The organism is Microbacterium memoriense, assembly GCF_025398275.1.
GTDB classification, from domain to species: Bacteria; Actinomycetota; Actinomycetes; order Actinomycetales; family Microbacteriaceae; genus Microbacterium; species Microbacterium memoriense.
Genome location: NZ_JAODOR010000009.1, coordinates 99,425 through 115,518, shown reverse-complemented (window position 1 = coordinate 115,518; position 16,094 = coordinate 99,425). Strand labels below are relative to the sequence as shown.

The window sequence follows — 16,094 nt, the reverse complement described above, 5'->3', positions numbered from 1 at the left end:
GTGCGACCCGCGCTCTCTTCTTTCTCCCTCACCACGCCGACAACGGAGCCTCACGTGACTGCGACCGAAACCCGCCCCGGGAAGACACCCGAGAAGCGCCCTGCGCCGGATCGGCCAAAAACCACCATGCCGTTCTCGCAGAAGCTGAGCCGGTGGGACCTCAAGTTCTCGCCCTACCTCTACATCTCGCCGTTCTTCATCATGTTCGCGATCATCGGGATCTTCCCGATCGGCTTCACGGCCGTGATCTCGTTCCAGGAATGGGATCTCGTCCGCAACTCCGGCACCTTCGTCGGGTTCGACCAGTACGCCTGGATCCTGAACGACCCCAAGTTCTGGACGGCGCTGCGCAATACCTTCAGCATCTTCTTGCTTTCCACCGTGCCGCAACTGATCCTGGCGATCTTCATCGCCGCGATGCTCGACCGCAACATCCGCGCGAAGACCTTTTGGCGCATGAGCGTTCTGCTCCCCTTCGTGATGGCGCCCGTCGCCGTCGCGCTGATCTTCAGCAACATGTTCGGTGACAATCACGGTCTTGTGAACAACACCCTCACCAACATGGGCCTCGACCCGATTCCGTGGCACAAGGACCCGTTCTGGAGCCACATCGCGATTGCGACGATGGTCAACTTCCGCTGGACCGGCTACAACGCCCTCATCCTGCTTGCCGCGATGCAGGCCGTGCCCCGCGAGTACTACGAGGCCGCGACGGTCGACGGCGCGAACGCGTTCCGCCAGTTCCTCAGCATCACGCTCCCGTCGTTGCGCCCGACGCTCATCTTCGTCATCATCACCTCGACGATCGGTGGCCTGCAGATCTTCGACGAGCCGCGCATGTTCGACAACACCGGTCAAGGTGGGTCGGCACAGCAGTGGCTGACGATCACCCTGTACCTCTACAACATTGGTTGGGGCGAGTTCAACTTCGGCCGGGCGGCTGCCCTCGCGTGGATCCTGTTCATCATCATCGTCGTCATCGGTCTGATCAACCTGTTCATCACCCGTCGCCTCGTCCGTGACGAAGGCACCCGAGGCGCCTCCGCGTCCCGCCGCGCACGGAAGGGAGCCCAGCGATGAGCTCTGTCAGCACACCGCCCCTCGCCATCGTCGACGAGGGCATCCCGAATGCCGCCGGCCGCAGGCGCAACGAGCGCACCACGAAGATCCGCGGCGTCCGCGCCGGGTTCTGGGTGTACATGGGTCTCGGCGTCGTCGCGGTGTCGGCGATCTTCCCGTACTACTGGTCGTTCCTGATCGGTTCGGGGGATGCGTCCACGATCAACGATCCTGATATGTCGTGGATCCCCGGCGGCAATTTCATCGACAACGCGCTCTCCGTCATGAACGACCCCGCGGTCAACTTCTGGTTGGCCCTGTGGAACTCCATCTTCAGCTCGACGGTCATCGCCGCCTCCGTCGTCGTCTTCTCGACCCTCGCCGGCTGGGCCTTCGCCAAGCTGAAGTTCAAGGGCGGCACGTGGCTGCTCGCGTTCGTCGTCGCGACGATGGCGGTCCCGATGCAGCTCGGTGTCGTGCCGCTCTACATCCTGTTCTCCGACCTCGGGTGGACCGGCAACATCGGAGCGGTCATCGTCCCCGCGCTCACGAGCGCGTTCGGTGTCTTCTGGATGACGCAGTACATCGGCCAGGCGGTGCCGGATGAGCTCATCGAGGCGGCGCGCGTCGACGGGGCCTCGCAGTTGCGCACCTTCTGGACCGTCGGAGTGGTGGCGGCGCGACCGGCTGCCGCGATGCTCTTCCTCTTCACGTTCGTCGGAGCGTGGAACCAGTTCTTCTGGCCGTTCATCGTGCTCGACCGTCAGAGTCCGACGCTCCCCGTCGCGCTGTCGCTGCTGCAGGCGAACTACTTCGTCGACTACTCGATCGTGCTCGCCGGCGTGCTGCTCGCGACGATTCCGCTCATCCTGCTCTTCGTCTTTGCGGGGAAGCAACTCGTCAGCGGCATCATGGCCGGCGCGGTCAAGGGCTGAGCGCGGGAGACGATTCCATGAGCACCATTTCACGCGAGGAGTCTGCGCTGATGTCGACCACCGCGCCACGGTCGTTCCCGACCGGGTTCCTGTTCGGCGCAGCAACAGCGGCGTACCAGATCGAGGGCGCGGCCTTCGAGGACGGACGTACGGCATCCATCTGGGACGCGTTCAGCCGCGTGCCGGGCGCCGTCATCAACGCGGACAACGGTGACGTCGCGTGCGACCACTACCACCGCTCCCGCGACGACGTCGCCCTGATGAAGGATCTCGGCCTCGACACATATCGCTTCTCCGTGTCGTGGTCGCGCGTGCGCCCCGACGGGGGTCCGGTCAACGCGAAGGGGCTCGACTTCTACAAGCGGCTGGTCGATGACCTCCGCGGCGCCGACATCATCCCGTGGCTGACCCTCTACCACTGGGACCTGCCGCAGGCGATCGAAGAGCGGGGCGGCTGGACCGTGCGTTCGACCGCCGAGCAGTTCACGGAGTACGCGCTGTCGGTGCACGATGCCCTCGGTGACCGCGTCGAGAACTGGACGACCCTGAACGAGCCGTGGTGCTCGTCGTTCCTCAGCTACACGGCCGGTGTCCACGCTCCGGGACGCTACAGCGTCACCGACGGTGTGCTCGCCGCGCATCATCTCCTTCTCGGGCACGGGTCTGTCCTCCGCGAACTGCGCGAGCGGGATGCCGCCCTGAAGCTCGGGGTGACGCTCAACCTCACGGTGGCCGAGCCGGCAGATCCTGCCGTGCCGGGCGACGTCGATGCCGCACGGCGGATCGATGGGCAGTTCAACCGTTGGTTCCTCGACCCGATCTTCCGCGGGCAGTATCCGGCCGACACGATCGAGGACATCCGCGCGGTCGCACCCGAAGCGATCGATGCGCTCGACGCCGCCACGTTGCCGGGTGACCTCGAGACCATCTCGCAGCACCTCGACGCGCTGGGGGTGAACTACTACCACGGTGAGTTCGTGGGGGCGACGCCCGACCCGAAACCCCCCTTGCCGGGCGATGCGCCCACCGACCGCGTGGCGGCATCCCCCTTCCCGTCGCACGAGCACATCTTCTGGCACGAACGGGGCCTGCCGCGCACGAGCATGCACTGGGAGGTGCAGCCGGCCGGTCTCACCGAGCTGCTCCAGCGGGTCTGGACCGAGTACGCGCAGCCGGTGGGGACCGCGCTGTACGTCACCGAGAACGGCGCCGCGTTCGACGATGTGCTCGAGGGAGATCGTGTGCACGACGCAGAGCGCGTCGACTTCCTCCGTGATCACCTCGGTGCGATCGTCGATGCGGTGGATGCCGGAGTCGACGTGCGCGGATACTTCTACTGGTCGTTGCTCGACAACTACGAGTGGGCGTGGGGGTACGAGAAGCGCTTCGGGATCGTGCACGTCGACTACGACACCCAGGTGCGTACGCCCAAGGACAGCGCACTGGAGTATCGTCGGGTCATCGCCGCCCGAGCGATCGACGTTCCTCCACCAGTGAAGTAGCCACCCGTGACCATCGACACTTCGCGCCCTGCCGCAACGATCGAAGAGGTCGCGACGGCGGCCGGCGTGTCTCGGTCTACCGTGTCGAGGGTGGTGAACGGGTCGACGTCCGTTTCGCGGGCGGCGTTGGATGCCGTCACCCGCGCAATCGCCGACCTCAACTACGTGCCCAATCGTGCAGCCCGTTCGCTGGCATCGCGGGCCACGATGGCGATCGCACTCGTGGTGCCCGAAGACACGACACGCTTTTTCGGAGACCCGTTCTTCGCCGCGGTCGTTTCGGGCATCAACGCCCGGCTCGGGAAGTCCGACTACGTCCTGAATCTCATCATCGCGAGCGATGATCCCCGTGACAAGACGACCGCGTACGTGCGCAGCGGAGCGGTCGACGGGGCGATCGTCGTCTCGCACCACACGAGCGACACGTTCATCGATCGGATCGCCGCCGCCGTCCCCGTTGTCTACGGCGGGCGGCCCGTGCGGGAGCGTGAGCGCGACTTCTACGTCGACGTCGATAACGCCGCCGGTGCCCGTGATGCCACTCGCTACCTGCTGTCGAAGGGGTATCGGCGCGTGGCGACGATCACCGGTCCGCTCACCATGCCGGCCGGCGTCGACCGTCTCGAGGGATACCGCGAGGCGCTCGCCGAGGCGGGCCTTGAGCCGGTTGCCGTCGCCGACGGCAACTTCACGACTGATGGTGGTGCGGCAGCGATGCAGCAGATCCTCGACGGGGGAGCCGAGTTCGATGCGCTCTTCATCGCGAGCGACCTGATGGCCCGCGGTGCGCTCGCGGTCCTCGGTCGTGCCGGCATCCGCGTGCCCGAAGACGTCGGCATCGTCGGCTTCGACGACTCGCCCGTCGCCACGAGCGTGAACCCGCAGCTCACGACGATGCGCCAGCCCTCGCGTGAGCAGGGCGAAGAGATGGCCGACATCCTGCTCTCGCTCCTCGCCGGCGGCACGCCGCCGCATGTGACGGTGCTCGAGACCGAACTCGTGGTGCGCGCCTCGGCGTGAGGATGCCGGGCGGTCAGCCCACGTTCTCGGGGTCGCCGCCGAGGGGGCCGATCGGCACGATGGGGCCTCCGTCGTCCGCTCCCGTCCGGCGCGCCCGCGCGATCGCGTTGCCCACGTGGTAGATCACGAGCGCTGCGACCGTGGCGATCACGATCGCACCGAAGCTGAGCGTGCCGAGGTTCATCGTGAACCCGGCGATCGCGATGACGAACGCGACCGCGACCGTGTATTGATTCACGGGGCGCGAGAAGTCGACCTGATTGTCGACCCAGATCTTGATCCCGATGACACCGATCAGGCCGTAGAGCGCGGTGGTGATGCCGCCGAGCACACCGGCCGGCATGGCGAAGATGACGGCGCCGACCTTGGGGGAGAACGCCAGGAGGATCGCGAATGTGCCCGCGACCCAGTAGGCCGCCGTCGAGTAGACGCGCGTCGCTGCCATGACACCGATGTTCTCGCCGTACGTCGTCGTGCCCGAACCGCCGAAGCCGCCCGCGATCGTCGTGGCGATGCCGTCGGCGATGAGCGCACGGCCGGTGCGCTTGTTGACGGAGGGGTCGCCGGTCATCGTCGCGACGCCGCGCACGTGGCCGACGTTCTCGGCGATGAGCACCAGGATCACCGGGAGGAACATGGGCAGCATGCTCCACCCCACCGGGTCGCCGAACGCCGGCACGTGGAACTCGGGGAGACCGATCCACGCGGCACTCTCGACACCGGAGAAGTCGACCCGGCCCAGCAGCGCGGCCACGACGTAGCCGAACACGACGCCGAGGAAGATGGAGATGCGTCCGAGGAATCCGCGGAAGAAGACGGCGAACAGGATGCTGGCGGCCAGCGTGATGGTGCCGAGCAGCGCATCCTGCTGGAAGTTCTGCCAGGCCACGGGCGCGAGGTTGAGCCCGATGAGCGCGACGATCGCGCCGGAGACCACCGGAGGCATGAGTTTTTCGATCCAGCGCGTCCCGGTCGCCTGCACGAGGAATCCGACGCCCGCGAGCAGGACACCGCTCGCGAAGACACCGAGGAGGGCGCGGCTGATCTGCTCAGGCGAGTCGAGAGCGGCGCCGTCGCCCGGCCCGAGCGCGAGGATCGGCGCGATGAAGGCGAACGACGACCCGAGGTAGCTGGGCAGGCGATTGCCGGTGAGGACGAGGAACAGGAGCGTGCCGATGCCGGAGAACAGCAGCGTCGTCGACACCGGGAACCCGGTGAGGAGCGGCACGAGGAAGGTGGCGCCGAACATCGCGACGACGTGCTGCGCACCGATCGCGATCGTGGACGGCCAACCGAGCCGCTCGTGCGGCTTGACGACGGCGCCGGGTGCGACGGTGCGGCCGTCTCCGTGCAGGGTCCAGGTGGGCATGCGAAAGCTCCTCGTTCGATCGGGGGATGGCCTGAGATCAGGCTATCTGAGAGCGCGCTGTGAGCCCGGGATCGCCGCTCCTATGCCGTGAGCTTCTCCAGCAACTCGCGGTACTTCGCCGCGGTTCGCTCGACGATCTCCGCCGGCAGCTCCGGCGGGGTCCCCTGCTTGTCCCAGTGCGCGGCGAGCCAATCACGCACGATCTGCTTGTCGAAGCTCGCCATCCGCTCGGCCGGAGTCGTGCCGGTACGCCAGGCCTCGGCATCCCAATAGCGCGACGAATCGCTCGTGAGCACTTCGTCGGCCAGGGTCAGGATCCCGGCATCGTCCAGACCGAACTCGAACTTGGTGTCGGCCAGGATGAGTCCCCGGGCCTCGGCGACGCGAGCCGCACGGAGGTAGATCTCGAGCGAGACATCGCGGAGCTCCGTCGCCCGCTCGAGGCCGACGAGCTCGATCGTCTGATCGAACGAGATGTTCTCGTCGTGCTCGCCGAGCGGCGCCTTGTAGGCCGGGGTGAAGATCGCTTCCGGCAGGCGGTCGCCATCGGTGAGCCCCGGAGCGAGGGGGATCCCGCACACGGTGCCGTTCTCCTGGTACTCGACCCAGCCCGACCCCGTCAGATAACCGCGCACGACACACTCGATCGGCAGCATCTCCAGGCTCTGCACCAACATCGCGCGCCCGGCGACCGCGTCGGGGATGAGGTCCTCGACATCGTCCGAGGTCGGCGAAAGGCGGTGCGACGGCGCGAGGTGGTTCGGGATGCGGCGTCCCCCGTCGGCGCCGGCGAGCTGATCGAACCACCACAGGCTCAGGGTGGTGAGCAGTTCGCCCTTCTCCGGGATGCCGGGGGAGAGCACGAAGTCGAACGCGCTGACGCGGTCGCTCGCGACCACCAGCATCCGACCGGCGGTGGCGTCGTCGCGCGCGCCAGGGCGGTAGAGATCGCGCACCTTGCCCGAGTACGCGTGGGTCCAGCCGGGCAGGTCAGCAGTGGTGGTCACCCGTCCATTATCTCGCGACACCGGCCGCAGCGACCGGCGTCGTCATGCACCCGTGACGACGACCTTGCCGACTCTGTTCGTCCTCTGTCCTCGCGCATAGCCGCCGCATAGTCACCCCGCTCACACTGAACGCATGTTCCCCGAACCCGACGAGACTCCGCACGGCCCCGCATATCAGGGGCGACTGCTCCCTCGCCCCGAGGACGAGGTCGTCGATCAAGGTGCCGGATTCGACCTGCAGACTCTGGTGAGTCGGCGGGGCATCCTCGCGGTCGTCGGGTTGGGGCTCGGCGCCGCGACGCTCGCAGCCTGCTCCGCCGGGACCTCCGCCGCGGTCCCCACCGCGACCGCAACGCCGACGCCGACCGGAACCCCCACGGGCGGGGCGACCGCTGTCGCGACCGCGTTGCCCGGCGCCGAGATCCCGGATGAGACCGCGGGACCCTTCCCGGGAGACGGCTCCAACGGGCCCGATGTCCTGGAACAGTCCGGCATCGTGCGCAGCGACATCCGCGCCAGCCTGGGCGGTGGAGCGAACGTCGACGGGGTGCCGCTCAGCTTCACTCTTCGGATCACCGATATGCACAACGGCGATGCACCGTTCGTCGGCGCTGCCGTCTACGCCTGGCACTGCGACGCAGTCGGCCGGTACTCGATGTACTCCGACGGCGTGACGGAGGAGACCTTTCTCCGTGGCGTGCAGGTCGCCGATGCCGACGGTCAGGTGACCTTCACCTCGATCGTCCCCGGGTGCTACACCGGGCGCTGGCCGCACATCCACTTCGAGGTCTACCCGAGCGTGAGCGACATCGCCGACGCGACGAAAGCCATCGCCACGTCGCAGCTGGCGGTGCCCGAGAGCATCCTCGGCGGCGTCTACGCACTTCCGGTCTACGACGGTTCGTCCCGCAATCTCGCCCAGATCTCGCTCTCGAGCGACAACGTGTTCGGCGAGGATGGCGGTGCGTTGCAAGTGGCGACGGTCACCGGAAGTCTCGAGACCGGCTACGCGGCCGCGCTCGTCGCCCGCGTCGATACGGCGACCGCTCCTGCGGCGGGAGGGATGCCGGGCGGCCAGCGCTGACGATCCGAAGGGAGCCTCCCTCGATCGCTACCCGGGCCCCGGGCCTCGCGGGCGCCGAGCGCGCTGGTTCCTGCCGACCGCACCGGATGCGTGCGGAGCCGGACCGGCGCACTCGCGCGCAACCGGCGCACTCGTCGAACGGGCGGGGAACCCTCCGGGGTGATCAGGTGGCGACGCGAGCCGCGATGTCGGTGCGGTGGTGGGAGCCCTCGAGGGTGATCTCGCCCAGCGCATGGTAGGCGCGTTCGCGCGCTTGTCCGAAGGACTCTCCGGTGGCGACGACGCTGAGCACACGTCCGCCGGTCGCGGTCAGCGTGCCGCCCTGCACCGCGGTCGCGGCGTGGGCCAGGTGCACTCCCGGGAGGGATGCCGCGGCATCCGTCCCGCCCAGCGGCCGACCCGTGAGGGGGGATTCGGGATAGCCCTCGCTCGCGAGGACGACCGTGACCGCCACGTCCGACGAGAAGGTCGGCGCCGGCTCGTCTTCGAGGTGCCCGCTCGCGGCCGACATGAGCAGGCGTGAGAGCGGCGAGCTCAGCCGCGCAAGGACGACCTGCGTTTCGGGGTCACCGAAGCGCGCATTGAACTCGATGACCTTGATACCGGCATCCGTCAGGATCAGACCTGCGTAGAGAAGCCCCACGAACGGGGTGCCCTCGGCGTCGAGCGTGCGGATGACCGGTTCCGCCACCGTCCGGGTGACCTCCGCGACGAAGGCCTCTTCGCTGCCGAAGTCGTCCGCCAGCCAGGGCAGCGGGGAGTACGCCCCCATCCCGCCCGTATTGGGCCCGGCATCGCCGTCGTACGCACGCTTGAAGTCCTGCGCGGGGCTCAGCGCGCGCACGGTGTCACCGTCGCTGACGAAGAACAGCGAGACCTCGGGTCCGGAGAGGAACTCCTCCACGAGGACCGGGCCGGTGACGAGGTACGTGTCGGCATGCGCGAGTGCCGCGGTGCGGTCGTCGGTGACGATGACGCCCTTGCCCGCGGCGAGGCCATCGGCTTTGACGACGTACGGCGCGCCGTACTCATCGATCGCGGCCTCCACCTCGGTGCGGGTCTGCGCGCGCACGGCGCGGCCGGTCGGGACGTGCGCGGCATCCATGATGCGCTTCGCGAATGCCTTGGATCCCTCGAGCTGGGCGGCCGCGCGGCCGGGTCCGAACACCGGGATGCCGCGCGAGCGGAGTGCGTCGGCGACGCCGGCGACGAGGGGCGCCTCGGGGCCGATGATCACGAGGTCGATGGCCTGGGTGTTGGCGTATTCGGTGACGTCGGCGGGGCTGTTGGGATCGAGGTCCGGAACCAGGGTCGCGTCGTCCGCGATGCCCGCATTGCCGGGAGCGGCGAACAGGGCGTGCCCGGCATCCTCACCCTTCAGGGCGAGAAGGATGGCGTGCTCGCGAGCACCGGAACCGAGGACGAGAATGCGCACGCGCCCAGCCTACCGACGGGTGTCCCGATCGCGGCGGCGCCTCCAGGGCTCGGCTCACCGCTCACCACGTCCCGTATTCAGTCCGGACGGGCGCCGCCTCGACCTGAATCCGCGGAATCCCGGGGACCCCGTGCCGAGCCCGAAGCGGCCGGACTGAACACGGTTCAGGGCTAGCGTGGGAGACATGGCGCGAATGATCTCAACCGAGGACGGCCGCGCGGCGCTCGCCGCCGTCGCGAGCACGGAGGCGCCCGCCCGGACCGACCTCGCGACCGCCGTCCGCTACCTGCTGCAGTTGTTGGTCGAGAAGGCCCCGGGCAACTCGGTCGAGGTGCGCGTGCCGCCGTTCGGGGCCGTCCAGGTCGTGGAGGGCCCGCGCCACACTCGGGGCACTCCGCCGAACGTCGTCGAAACCGACCCGCAGACCTGGATCGCCCTCGCGACCGGGGCGCAGTCGTGGCCGGATGCGGTGGCCTCCGGCCGGGTGGTCGCATCGGGCACACGCGCGGATCTCACCGGGCTCGTGCCGCTACGGCCATAGCTCGCACGACCGCTTCGCTCGCGCCCGCCGCGCGAGCCCCGCGGGGTGGGACAATAGGGGCATGACCTCGTCCGCGACCCACCAGATCGAGTCGGCACAGCTGCGCCGCAGCCCCCGCTACGGGGTATTCCTGGCGCTCGGCGTGGTCGTCGGCATCCTGGCCGCCCTCATTCTGACCTTCGCGTTCGGTGACGGCGAGGGGACGAGCGCCGCGACCGGCGTCAGGTACACCACCACGCAGGTGTTCGGGTTCCTGTGCCTTTTCTGCATCCCGATCGGGATGGCGCTGAGCGCCGGCGTCGCCCTGATCTTCGACCGTGTGCTGTCACGCCGCGCCCGTGACGTGCGTGTGTCGCACGACCGGATCCACGTCGAACCCGAGGGCACCGACGCCGTCTGATCAGGCGATATCGGCGATGATCGGGCCGATCGCCGCATCGAAGGCCGCGATGTCGCTGCGGAGGCCATCGGTCACCGCGACCGTCAGTGACCCGATCCACCACACGCCGCGTTGCGTCAACGGCAGCACCTGGACGTTCAACTCGAACGAGTGCGCGCGGCGGCCGACGTGCCGCTCGTGCTGGGCGATCGCGCCCGCGTAGGCGCGATACGACGTGCCCGTCCCGGTGCCGAGACTCGCCCGGTAGCGGTCGTGAGCACGGCGGGCGTAGGCGACGGCATCCTTGCCGTGCGGCAGGATCGCGGCGTGCAGCTCGGCGAAGCCCTCGGTGGGGAGCGCGATGAGCATGTCGAATCCGTCGACCAGCTCCAACGGCACGGGCGACGGATGCGCTTGCGGCTCGACGGTTAGTTCCCAGAACCCGCGCCACTGCTGCTCGAGCGTCGAGGTGTCGTCGAACTCGTGCGGATCGCGCGGTGCGAGCCCCCGCAGATGCGGCAGTTCTTCCGGAAAACGGATGCCGAGGACCTGACGCAGATGGAGCGCAATCAAGACGGGCAGGCCGGCGTCTTCACGCACAACCCACTCCGGTCCCCCCGCCGCGCTCATGCCAGCCATCCTAGGGCGGGGGTGCGTCGCGCGGCGGGCTCCCGCTCAGCGACGGGACGGTAGGCTGGCGGTGTGGCACAGGCCTCCGCGAACCCCTATTCCGAAGCTGGCGTCGATACTGCGGCGGGCGATCTCGCCGTCGAGTTGATGAAGTCGGCCGTCCGACGCACCCATGGGCCCGAGGTCCTGGGGGGAGTGGGCGGTTTCGCCGGCCTCTTCGACGCGTCGGCGATCCGCTCCTATGACAAGCCGCTGCTGGCGACGTCGACCGACGGGGTCGGGACGAAAGTCGCGATCGCCCAGGCGATCGACAAGCACGACACGATCGGGCAAGACCTGGTCGGGATGGTCGTCGACGACATCGTCGTGGTCGGCGCGCGGCCGCTGTTCATGACCGATTACATCGCGTGCGGCAAGGTGTTCCCCCAGCGCATCGCCGACATCGTCCGCGGCATCGCCGAGGGCGCAACCGCGACGGGCACCGCGCTCGTCGGTGGCGAGACGGCCGAGCACCCGGGTCTCCTCGGCATCCACGACTACGACGTCGCCGGGGCTGCCACCGGAGTCGTCGAGGCCGACAAGATCCTCGGCGCCGAACGCGTACGGACCGGAGACGTCGTGCTGGCGCTCGCCTCCAGCGGTCTGCACTCCAACGGCTACTCGCTCGTGCGGCACATCGTCGCCGGTGCGGGCATCACGTACGGAGATCACGCGTCGGACTTCTCACGCACGTGGGGCGAAGAGCTCCTCGAGCCGACGCGCCTGTACACCCTGCCGCTGCTGCGGCTCATCGATCAGTTCGGTGACGCCGTGCACTCGCTCAGCCACGTGACCGGTGGCGGCATCGCCGCGAACCTCGCACGCGTCCTGCCGCGCGGGACGTGGGTCGACCTCGACCGCGCGACCTGGTCGCCGCCCCCGGTCTTCCGCGTGCTGGCCGACCTCGGGTCGCTCTCGCTGGAGCAGACCGAGGGCACCTGGAACCTGGGCATCGGGTTCCTCGCGGTCGTTCAGGCCGAGCAGGCGGATGCCGCGGCATCCGCCCTCACCGCCGCGGGCATCACCACCTGGCAGGTGGGCGTCGTCGGTCACGGTCCGCTGCCGGACGGGCACTTCGAGCAGGGCGCCAAGGGCGTCGACGGCGGCGCTGTCCGCCTGGTCGGCGCATACGCAGAAACGGACTGAGCTACACCCATGTGCGGAATCGTCGGCATGGTCGGTCAGGGACCGGTCAACCAGGAGATCTACGACGCTCTGCTGCTCCTGCAGCACCGCGGGCAGGATTCCACGGGCATCGCGACAGCGGAGCCCAACGGCATCTTCCACCAGTTCAAGGCCAAAGGGCAGGTCCGCGAAGCGTTCCGCACCCGCGACATGCGCGCTCTCCTCGGGACGATCGGCCTCGGCCACGTCCGCTACGCCACCAAGGGCACGGCATCCAGCGAGGAAGAGGCCCAGCCCTTCTACGTCAACGCGCCGTACGGAATCGTGCTCGTGCACAACGGCAACCTCACCAATACGCGTGAATTGTCGGAAGAGCTCTTTCGCACCGACCGGCGCCACCTGAACACGAGCTCGGACACCGAGCTCCTCGTCAACGTCCTCGCCAACGAGCTCCAGTCGGCCATTTCCGGCCCCGAGCTCGACCCCGCTCAGGTGTTTCAGGCGGTCGAACGCGTGCATCAGCGCGTCGAGGGCTCGTACGCGTCGATCGCGCTCATCGCGGGGTACGGCCTGCTCGCCTTCCGCGATCCCTTCGGCATCCGCCCCCTGATCCTCGGCACGCGGAAGGATGGCGACGGAAAGTACGAGTGGATCGTCGCCTCCGAGTCGCTCGTGCTCGAGAACGCGGGGTTCGAGGTCGTCCGCGACGTCGAGCCCGGCGAAGCGGTCTTCATCGACCTCGCCGGCAATCTCCACACGCGCCAGTGCGTCGCGAACCCGCAGCTCGTGCCGTGCTCGTTCGAGTATGTGTACCTGGCCCGTCCGGACAGCGAGATGAACGGCATCTCGGTGTACGAGGCGCGGCTCCGCATGGGTGATCGCCTCGCCGACACGATCGCGAAGTACACCCCGAAGGGGTCGATCGACGTCGTCATGCCGATTCCCGATTCCTCGCGGCCCGCCGCGATGCAGGTGGCCCGCAAGCTCGGGCTCGAGTATCGCGAGGGCTTCTACAAGAACCGCTACGTCGGCCGGACGTTCATCATGCCCGGCCAGGCGGTGCGCAAGAAGAGCGTGCGCCAGAAGCTCAACGCGATGTCGAGCGAGTTCAAGGGCAAGAACGTGCTGCTCATCGACGACTCGATCGTGCGAGGGACGACCTCCAAGGAGATCATCCAGATGGCGCGTGATGCCGGAGCGGCTTCCGTCACATTTGCCTCGGCCGCCCCGCCGGTGCGCTTCCCGCACGTGTACGGCATCAACATGCCGTCCCGGCACGAACTCGTCGCCCACGGCCGGACGATCCCCGAGATCGCCGAAGAGCTCGGCGCCGACTACCTGGTCTACCAGGAGGTCGAAGACCTCAAAGCGGCGATCCTCGACGGCTCACCGGACGTCGAAGACCTCGATATGAGCTGCTTCGACGGCCGGTACATCACCGGCACGGTCTCGGAGGAGTACTTGGCCTGGGTCGAGGGGTCGCAGGAGTCCTGACCGCCCGGTCTCGCCGCCCGGGCGTACCGAAAGCAGGCTGGATGTGCCCTTCACGGACCCCTGCCCGGGGTGGGCGTCAATCGAGCCTGCTTTCCGCACCGCGGGGCGACGTTGCCGGGGCGGCGATCTGCGCGATGGGCCCGCGTCGGCGGGGCAGTTGCAGGCTGGATCGCGCCTTCCGGCCGCTCCGGGCGGAGCGAGAGTCGATCGAGCCTGTCACCCGCACCGAAACACGTCACGCGGCGCGCATAGACTCGAGCGAGTGACATCTGAACACGCCCGCCCGCTGTGGCGGGGGAGGGCTCTGGCTCTCGTCGGCATCGTCTTCGTCGCTTTCTCGCTGCGGTCGGCGGTCGCCTCGCTGTCGCCGATCCTCGCGGAGATCCAGGCCGACATCGCCGTGCCCGCCTGGGTCGTCGGACTTATCGGCACCGCGCCACCGCTGTGCTTCGCTCTCTTCGGGATCGTCACACCCGCTCTCGAGCGGCGATTCGGCCTCGAACGGCTCGCGATCACCGCGATGGTGGTCGTCATCCTGGGGCTCGTCGGCCGGGCGGTCGCTCCGGATGCCGGACTCCTCCTCCTGGGGACGGCCGTGCTGTTCGCGGGGGTCGGGGTCGGCAATGTCGTCGTACCTCCGCTAATCAAGCGATACTTCCCCGATCGGACCGGCCTGATGACCGGCCTCTATTCCGCGACCCTTGCCGTCGCCGCGTTCGTCCCGCCGCTCGTCGCGGTGCCGGTCGCCGACGCGGCCGGGTGGCGATTCTCGCTCGGGATGTGGGCGGTGTTCGCCGTCGTCGCGGTCATCCCGTGGTGGGCGATGCTGCAGCGCGAGCGCGTTGCGGCGGAAGGAGTGGCACCGGCTGTCGTGGAGGAGCCCGCACCGCGCGTGCTCGGGCGGCTCTTCCGGTTACCGATGGCGTGGGCGCTCGCGGCGACGTTCGTGTTGTCCTCGACGAGTGTCTACGCGAGCTTCGCGTGGCTGCCCGTCATCCTCGTCGATATCGCCGACGTCTCCCACGCCACGGCCGGAGTCTTGTTAGCGCTCTTCGGCGCTATGGGAATCCCCCTGTCGATCCTCGTGCCGATCGTGATCACGCGGTGGCGGCGGGTCGGCATCCTGTACGCGGGCGCGCTGATCGCCGGATTGACAGCGGTCGCAGGGCTCCTGCTGGCGCCCACCACGGCAACCGTGGTGTGGGTCGTGCTCCTCGGCATCCCACAGGGCCTGTTCCCCGTCGCGCTCGTGCTGATCCAGCGGCGCACGCGCACGCATGAAGGCGCCGTTGCGCTGAGCGGCTTCGTGCAGAGCTTCGGCTACTTGTTCGCCGCGACGTTCCCGCTGTCGTTCGCGCTCATCAATGACGCCACGGGACAGTGGACCATCCCGTTGCTCATGCTCGGCACGCTCATGCTGCTTGCCGTCCCCGCGGGGATCGTCGCTTCGCGAGCGCGCACGATCGAAGACGAATGGGAGCACCGCCATGGAGCATGGCGGTGAGCGAGACAGGCGTCAGGCTGTCTCGAGCTCCTCGTCGTCGTCGGCGTACTGATCCGCCCACTTGTCGACGTACTGGTCGTCGCCGGGGTGACCGAGTTCCTTTTCGAGCGCGGAGTAGTTCACGTTGTACGTGTCGTACTTGAGTTCGCGAGCAATCTTGGTGTGCTTCGCCTTTTGACGGCCACGCCCCATGCGAGACCCCCTCATTTCTGAGTCACGGACTGTGTGCACTGCCTGTGCCCACGGTCCGGTGCATTCACGATGCATTCACGATCCGGCACGAAGCCGGGAAGAGTAGCATTCAGGATAACACGGTGCCCCCGGACCCTCGCGGATCCGGCCGCTGACGGAGGGTTGACGATGACCGACGCCACGCATGACACGCCCGATTACGAGGCTGTGCCCCAAGGGGCGGTGATCGTGGGGGCTATTCCCGACCAACCTTCGCGCGTCCTGACCGAAGCCGCGCGCTACGCGCGTCTCTTCGGCGCGCCGCTGATCATCGCGCACGTGGATGTCACGCGCTTCATCACGTATGAGGACCCCGACGGCTACGTGCACTCCGCGCCGATCGACATGGACATCGCCTCAGGCGAGGGTCAGTTGACCTCGGTGAAGGATGCCGCGGCATCCGTCCTCGCCGACGTCGCCGTCGACTGGACCGTGTCGCAGCTTGTCGGCGATCCCGCGATGGCGATCAAACAGCTCGCCGAGCGGTCGCATGCGCGCTTGATCGTCGTCGGCACCCGCCGACGGGGCTTCGGCGAATCGATCCGCGAGTTCTTCACCGGATCGGTGGCTGCGCGTCTCGCGCACCGGCAGTCGCGCCCGGTGCTTGTCGTGCCGCTCGAAGAGCCGGCCGCCGACGACGAGGCGCTCTGGCCCGAGGGCTGACCCACACCCCCGTGTCCCACTTAGGGCGCGTCTTGTCCCACTTGTGGCTGGTTTCAGCGGTCAAAACCAACCACAAG

Annotated in this window: 16 protein-coding genes; 11 read left to right on the top strand and 5 right to left on the bottom strand. The window is 68.2% G+C overall.

Annotation, left to right across the window (positions count from 1 at the left end; all coding sequences use genetic code 11):
• Positions 1 to 54: 54 nt before the first annotated feature.
• The 4 genes from N4R40_RS07935 to N4R40_RS07920 are packed head-to-tail and all read left to right on the top strand — an operon-like array spanning position 55 to position 4,516.
• Positions 55 to 1,080 (top strand): carbohydrate ABC transporter permease, encoded by a 1,026-nt coding sequence (locus N4R40_RS07935; RefSeq protein ID WP_407665850.1) that lies wholly within the window; start codon positions 55 to 57, stop codon positions 1,078 to 1,080.
• Entirely contained in the window at positions 1,077 to 1,994 is a 918-nt protein-coding gene (locus N4R40_RS07930; protein WP_261606827.1) for a carbohydrate ABC transporter permease, read from the top strand. Before N4R40_RS07935 ends, N4R40_RS07930 begins: the two co-directional genes overlap by 4 nt.
• Before the next feature lie 17 nt (positions 1,995 to 2,011).
• The gene (locus N4R40_RS07925) at positions 2,012 to 3,496 is read left to right on the top strand and encodes a GH1 family beta-glucosidase (protein ID WP_261606826.1); all 1,485 of its coding nucleotides are present in this window, start codon (positions 2,012 to 2,014) and stop codon (positions 3,494 to 3,496) included.
• 6 nt (positions 3,497 to 3,502) lie between these two features.
• Positions 3,503 to 4,516, top strand: a complete 1,014-nt coding sequence (locus tag N4R40_RS07920; RefSeq protein WP_261606825.1) for a LacI family DNA-binding transcriptional regulator — start codon at positions 3,503 to 3,505, stop codon at positions 4,514 to 4,516.
• A gap of 13 nt (positions 4,517 to 4,529) precedes the next feature.
• Here the strand turns inward: N4R40_RS07920 and N4R40_RS07915 are convergent, their stop codons facing one another.
• Together N4R40_RS07915 and N4R40_RS07910 are read right to left on the bottom strand one after the other, a co-directional pair.
• A complete protein-coding gene (locus N4R40_RS07915; protein ID WP_261606824.1) occupies positions 4,530 to 5,885 on the bottom strand; it encodes a uracil-xanthine permease family protein in 1,356 nt (451 codons plus the stop codon).
• 80 nt (positions 5,886 to 5,965) lie between these two features.
• Positions 5,966 to 6,892 carry a phosphoribosylaminoimidazolesuccinocarboxamide synthase gene (locus N4R40_RS07910; protein WP_261606823.1) on the bottom strand — a complete coding sequence of 309 codons (927 nt, stop codon included), beginning with the start codon at positions 6,890 to 6,892 and terminating at the stop codon, positions 5,966 to 5,968.
• Positions 6,893 to 7,025: 133 nt separating this feature from the next.
• Here N4R40_RS07910 and N4R40_RS07905 point away from each other — a divergent pair, with 133 nt between their 5' ends.
• Positions 7,026 to 7,976 carry an intradiol ring-cleavage dioxygenase gene (locus N4R40_RS07905; protein ID WP_261606822.1) on the top strand — a complete coding sequence of 317 codons (951 nt, stop codon included), beginning with the start codon at positions 7,026 to 7,028 and terminating at the stop codon, positions 7,974 to 7,976.
• A gap of 163 nt (positions 7,977 to 8,139) precedes the next feature.
• Here the strand turns inward: N4R40_RS07905 and purD are convergent, their stop codons facing one another.
• Positions 8,140 to 9,411, bottom strand: coding sequence for a phosphoribosylamine--glycine ligase (gene purD / locus N4R40_RS07900; protein ID WP_261606821.1), 1,272 nt, complete (start codon positions 9,409 to 9,411; stop codon positions 8,140 to 8,142).
• A 184-nt stretch (positions 9,412 to 9,595) separates the two neighbouring features.
• Here purD and N4R40_RS07895 point away from each other — a divergent pair, with 184 nt between their 5' ends.
• Together N4R40_RS07895 and N4R40_RS07890 are read left to right on the top strand one after the other, a co-directional pair.
• Positions 9,596 to 9,952: a sterol carrier family protein gene (locus N4R40_RS07895; RefSeq protein WP_261606820.1), complete on the top strand. Its 357-nt coding sequence runs from the start codon at positions 9,596 to 9,598 to the stop codon at positions 9,950 to 9,952.
• A 61-nt stretch (positions 9,953 to 10,013) separates the two neighbouring features.
• The gene (locus N4R40_RS07890) at positions 10,014 to 10,352 is read left to right on the top strand and encodes a potassium transporter Trk (protein ID WP_261606819.1); all 339 of its coding nucleotides are present in this window, start codon (positions 10,014 to 10,016) and stop codon (positions 10,350 to 10,352) included.
• On the opposite strand, the gene N4R40_RS07885 is transcribed toward N4R40_RS07890, so the two are convergent.
• Positions 10,353 to 10,961 (bottom strand): zinc-binding alcohol dehydrogenase, encoded by a 609-nt coding sequence (locus N4R40_RS07885; RefSeq protein ID WP_261606818.1) that lies wholly within the window; start codon positions 10,959 to 10,961, stop codon positions 10,353 to 10,355.
• A 72-nt stretch (positions 10,962 to 11,033) separates the two neighbouring features.
• Between N4R40_RS07885 and purM the strand changes: the two genes are divergently transcribed.
• The 3 genes from purM (at position 11,034) to N4R40_RS07870 (ending at position 15,123) form a co-directional block, all read left to right on the top strand.
• Positions 11,034 to 12,146 carry a phosphoribosylformylglycinamidine cyclo-ligase gene (gene purM / locus N4R40_RS07880; RefSeq protein ID WP_261606817.1) on the top strand — a complete coding sequence of 371 codons (1,113 nt, stop codon included), beginning with the start codon at positions 11,034 to 11,036 and terminating at the stop codon, positions 12,144 to 12,146.
• A 9-nt stretch (positions 12,147 to 12,155) separates the two neighbouring features.
• The gene (purF, locus tag N4R40_RS07875) at positions 12,156 to 13,619 is read left to right on the top strand and encodes an amidophosphoribosyltransferase (RefSeq protein ID WP_261606816.1); all 1,464 of its coding nucleotides are present in this window, start codon (positions 12,156 to 12,158) and stop codon (positions 13,617 to 13,619) included.
• A 262-nt stretch (positions 13,620 to 13,881) separates the two neighbouring features.
• Entirely contained in the window at positions 13,882 to 15,123 is a 1,242-nt protein-coding gene (locus tag N4R40_RS07870) for an MFS transporter (protein ID WP_261606815.1), read from the top strand.
• Between the two features lie 12 nt (positions 15,124 to 15,135).
• On the opposite strand, the gene N4R40_RS07865 is transcribed toward N4R40_RS07870, so the two are convergent.
• Positions 15,136 to 15,315, bottom strand: a complete 180-nt coding sequence (locus N4R40_RS07865) for a DUF3073 domain-containing protein (RefSeq protein WP_261606814.1) — start codon at positions 15,313 to 15,315, stop codon at positions 15,136 to 15,138.
• A 168-nt stretch (positions 15,316 to 15,483) separates the two neighbouring features.
• On the opposite strand from N4R40_RS07865, the gene N4R40_RS07860 reads away from it, so the two are divergent.
• Positions 15,484 to 16,017: a universal stress protein gene (locus N4R40_RS07860; protein ID WP_261606813.1), complete on the top strand. Its 534-nt coding sequence runs from the start codon at positions 15,484 to 15,486 to the stop codon at positions 16,015 to 16,017.
• Positions 16,018 to 16,094: the final 77 nt, after the last annotated feature.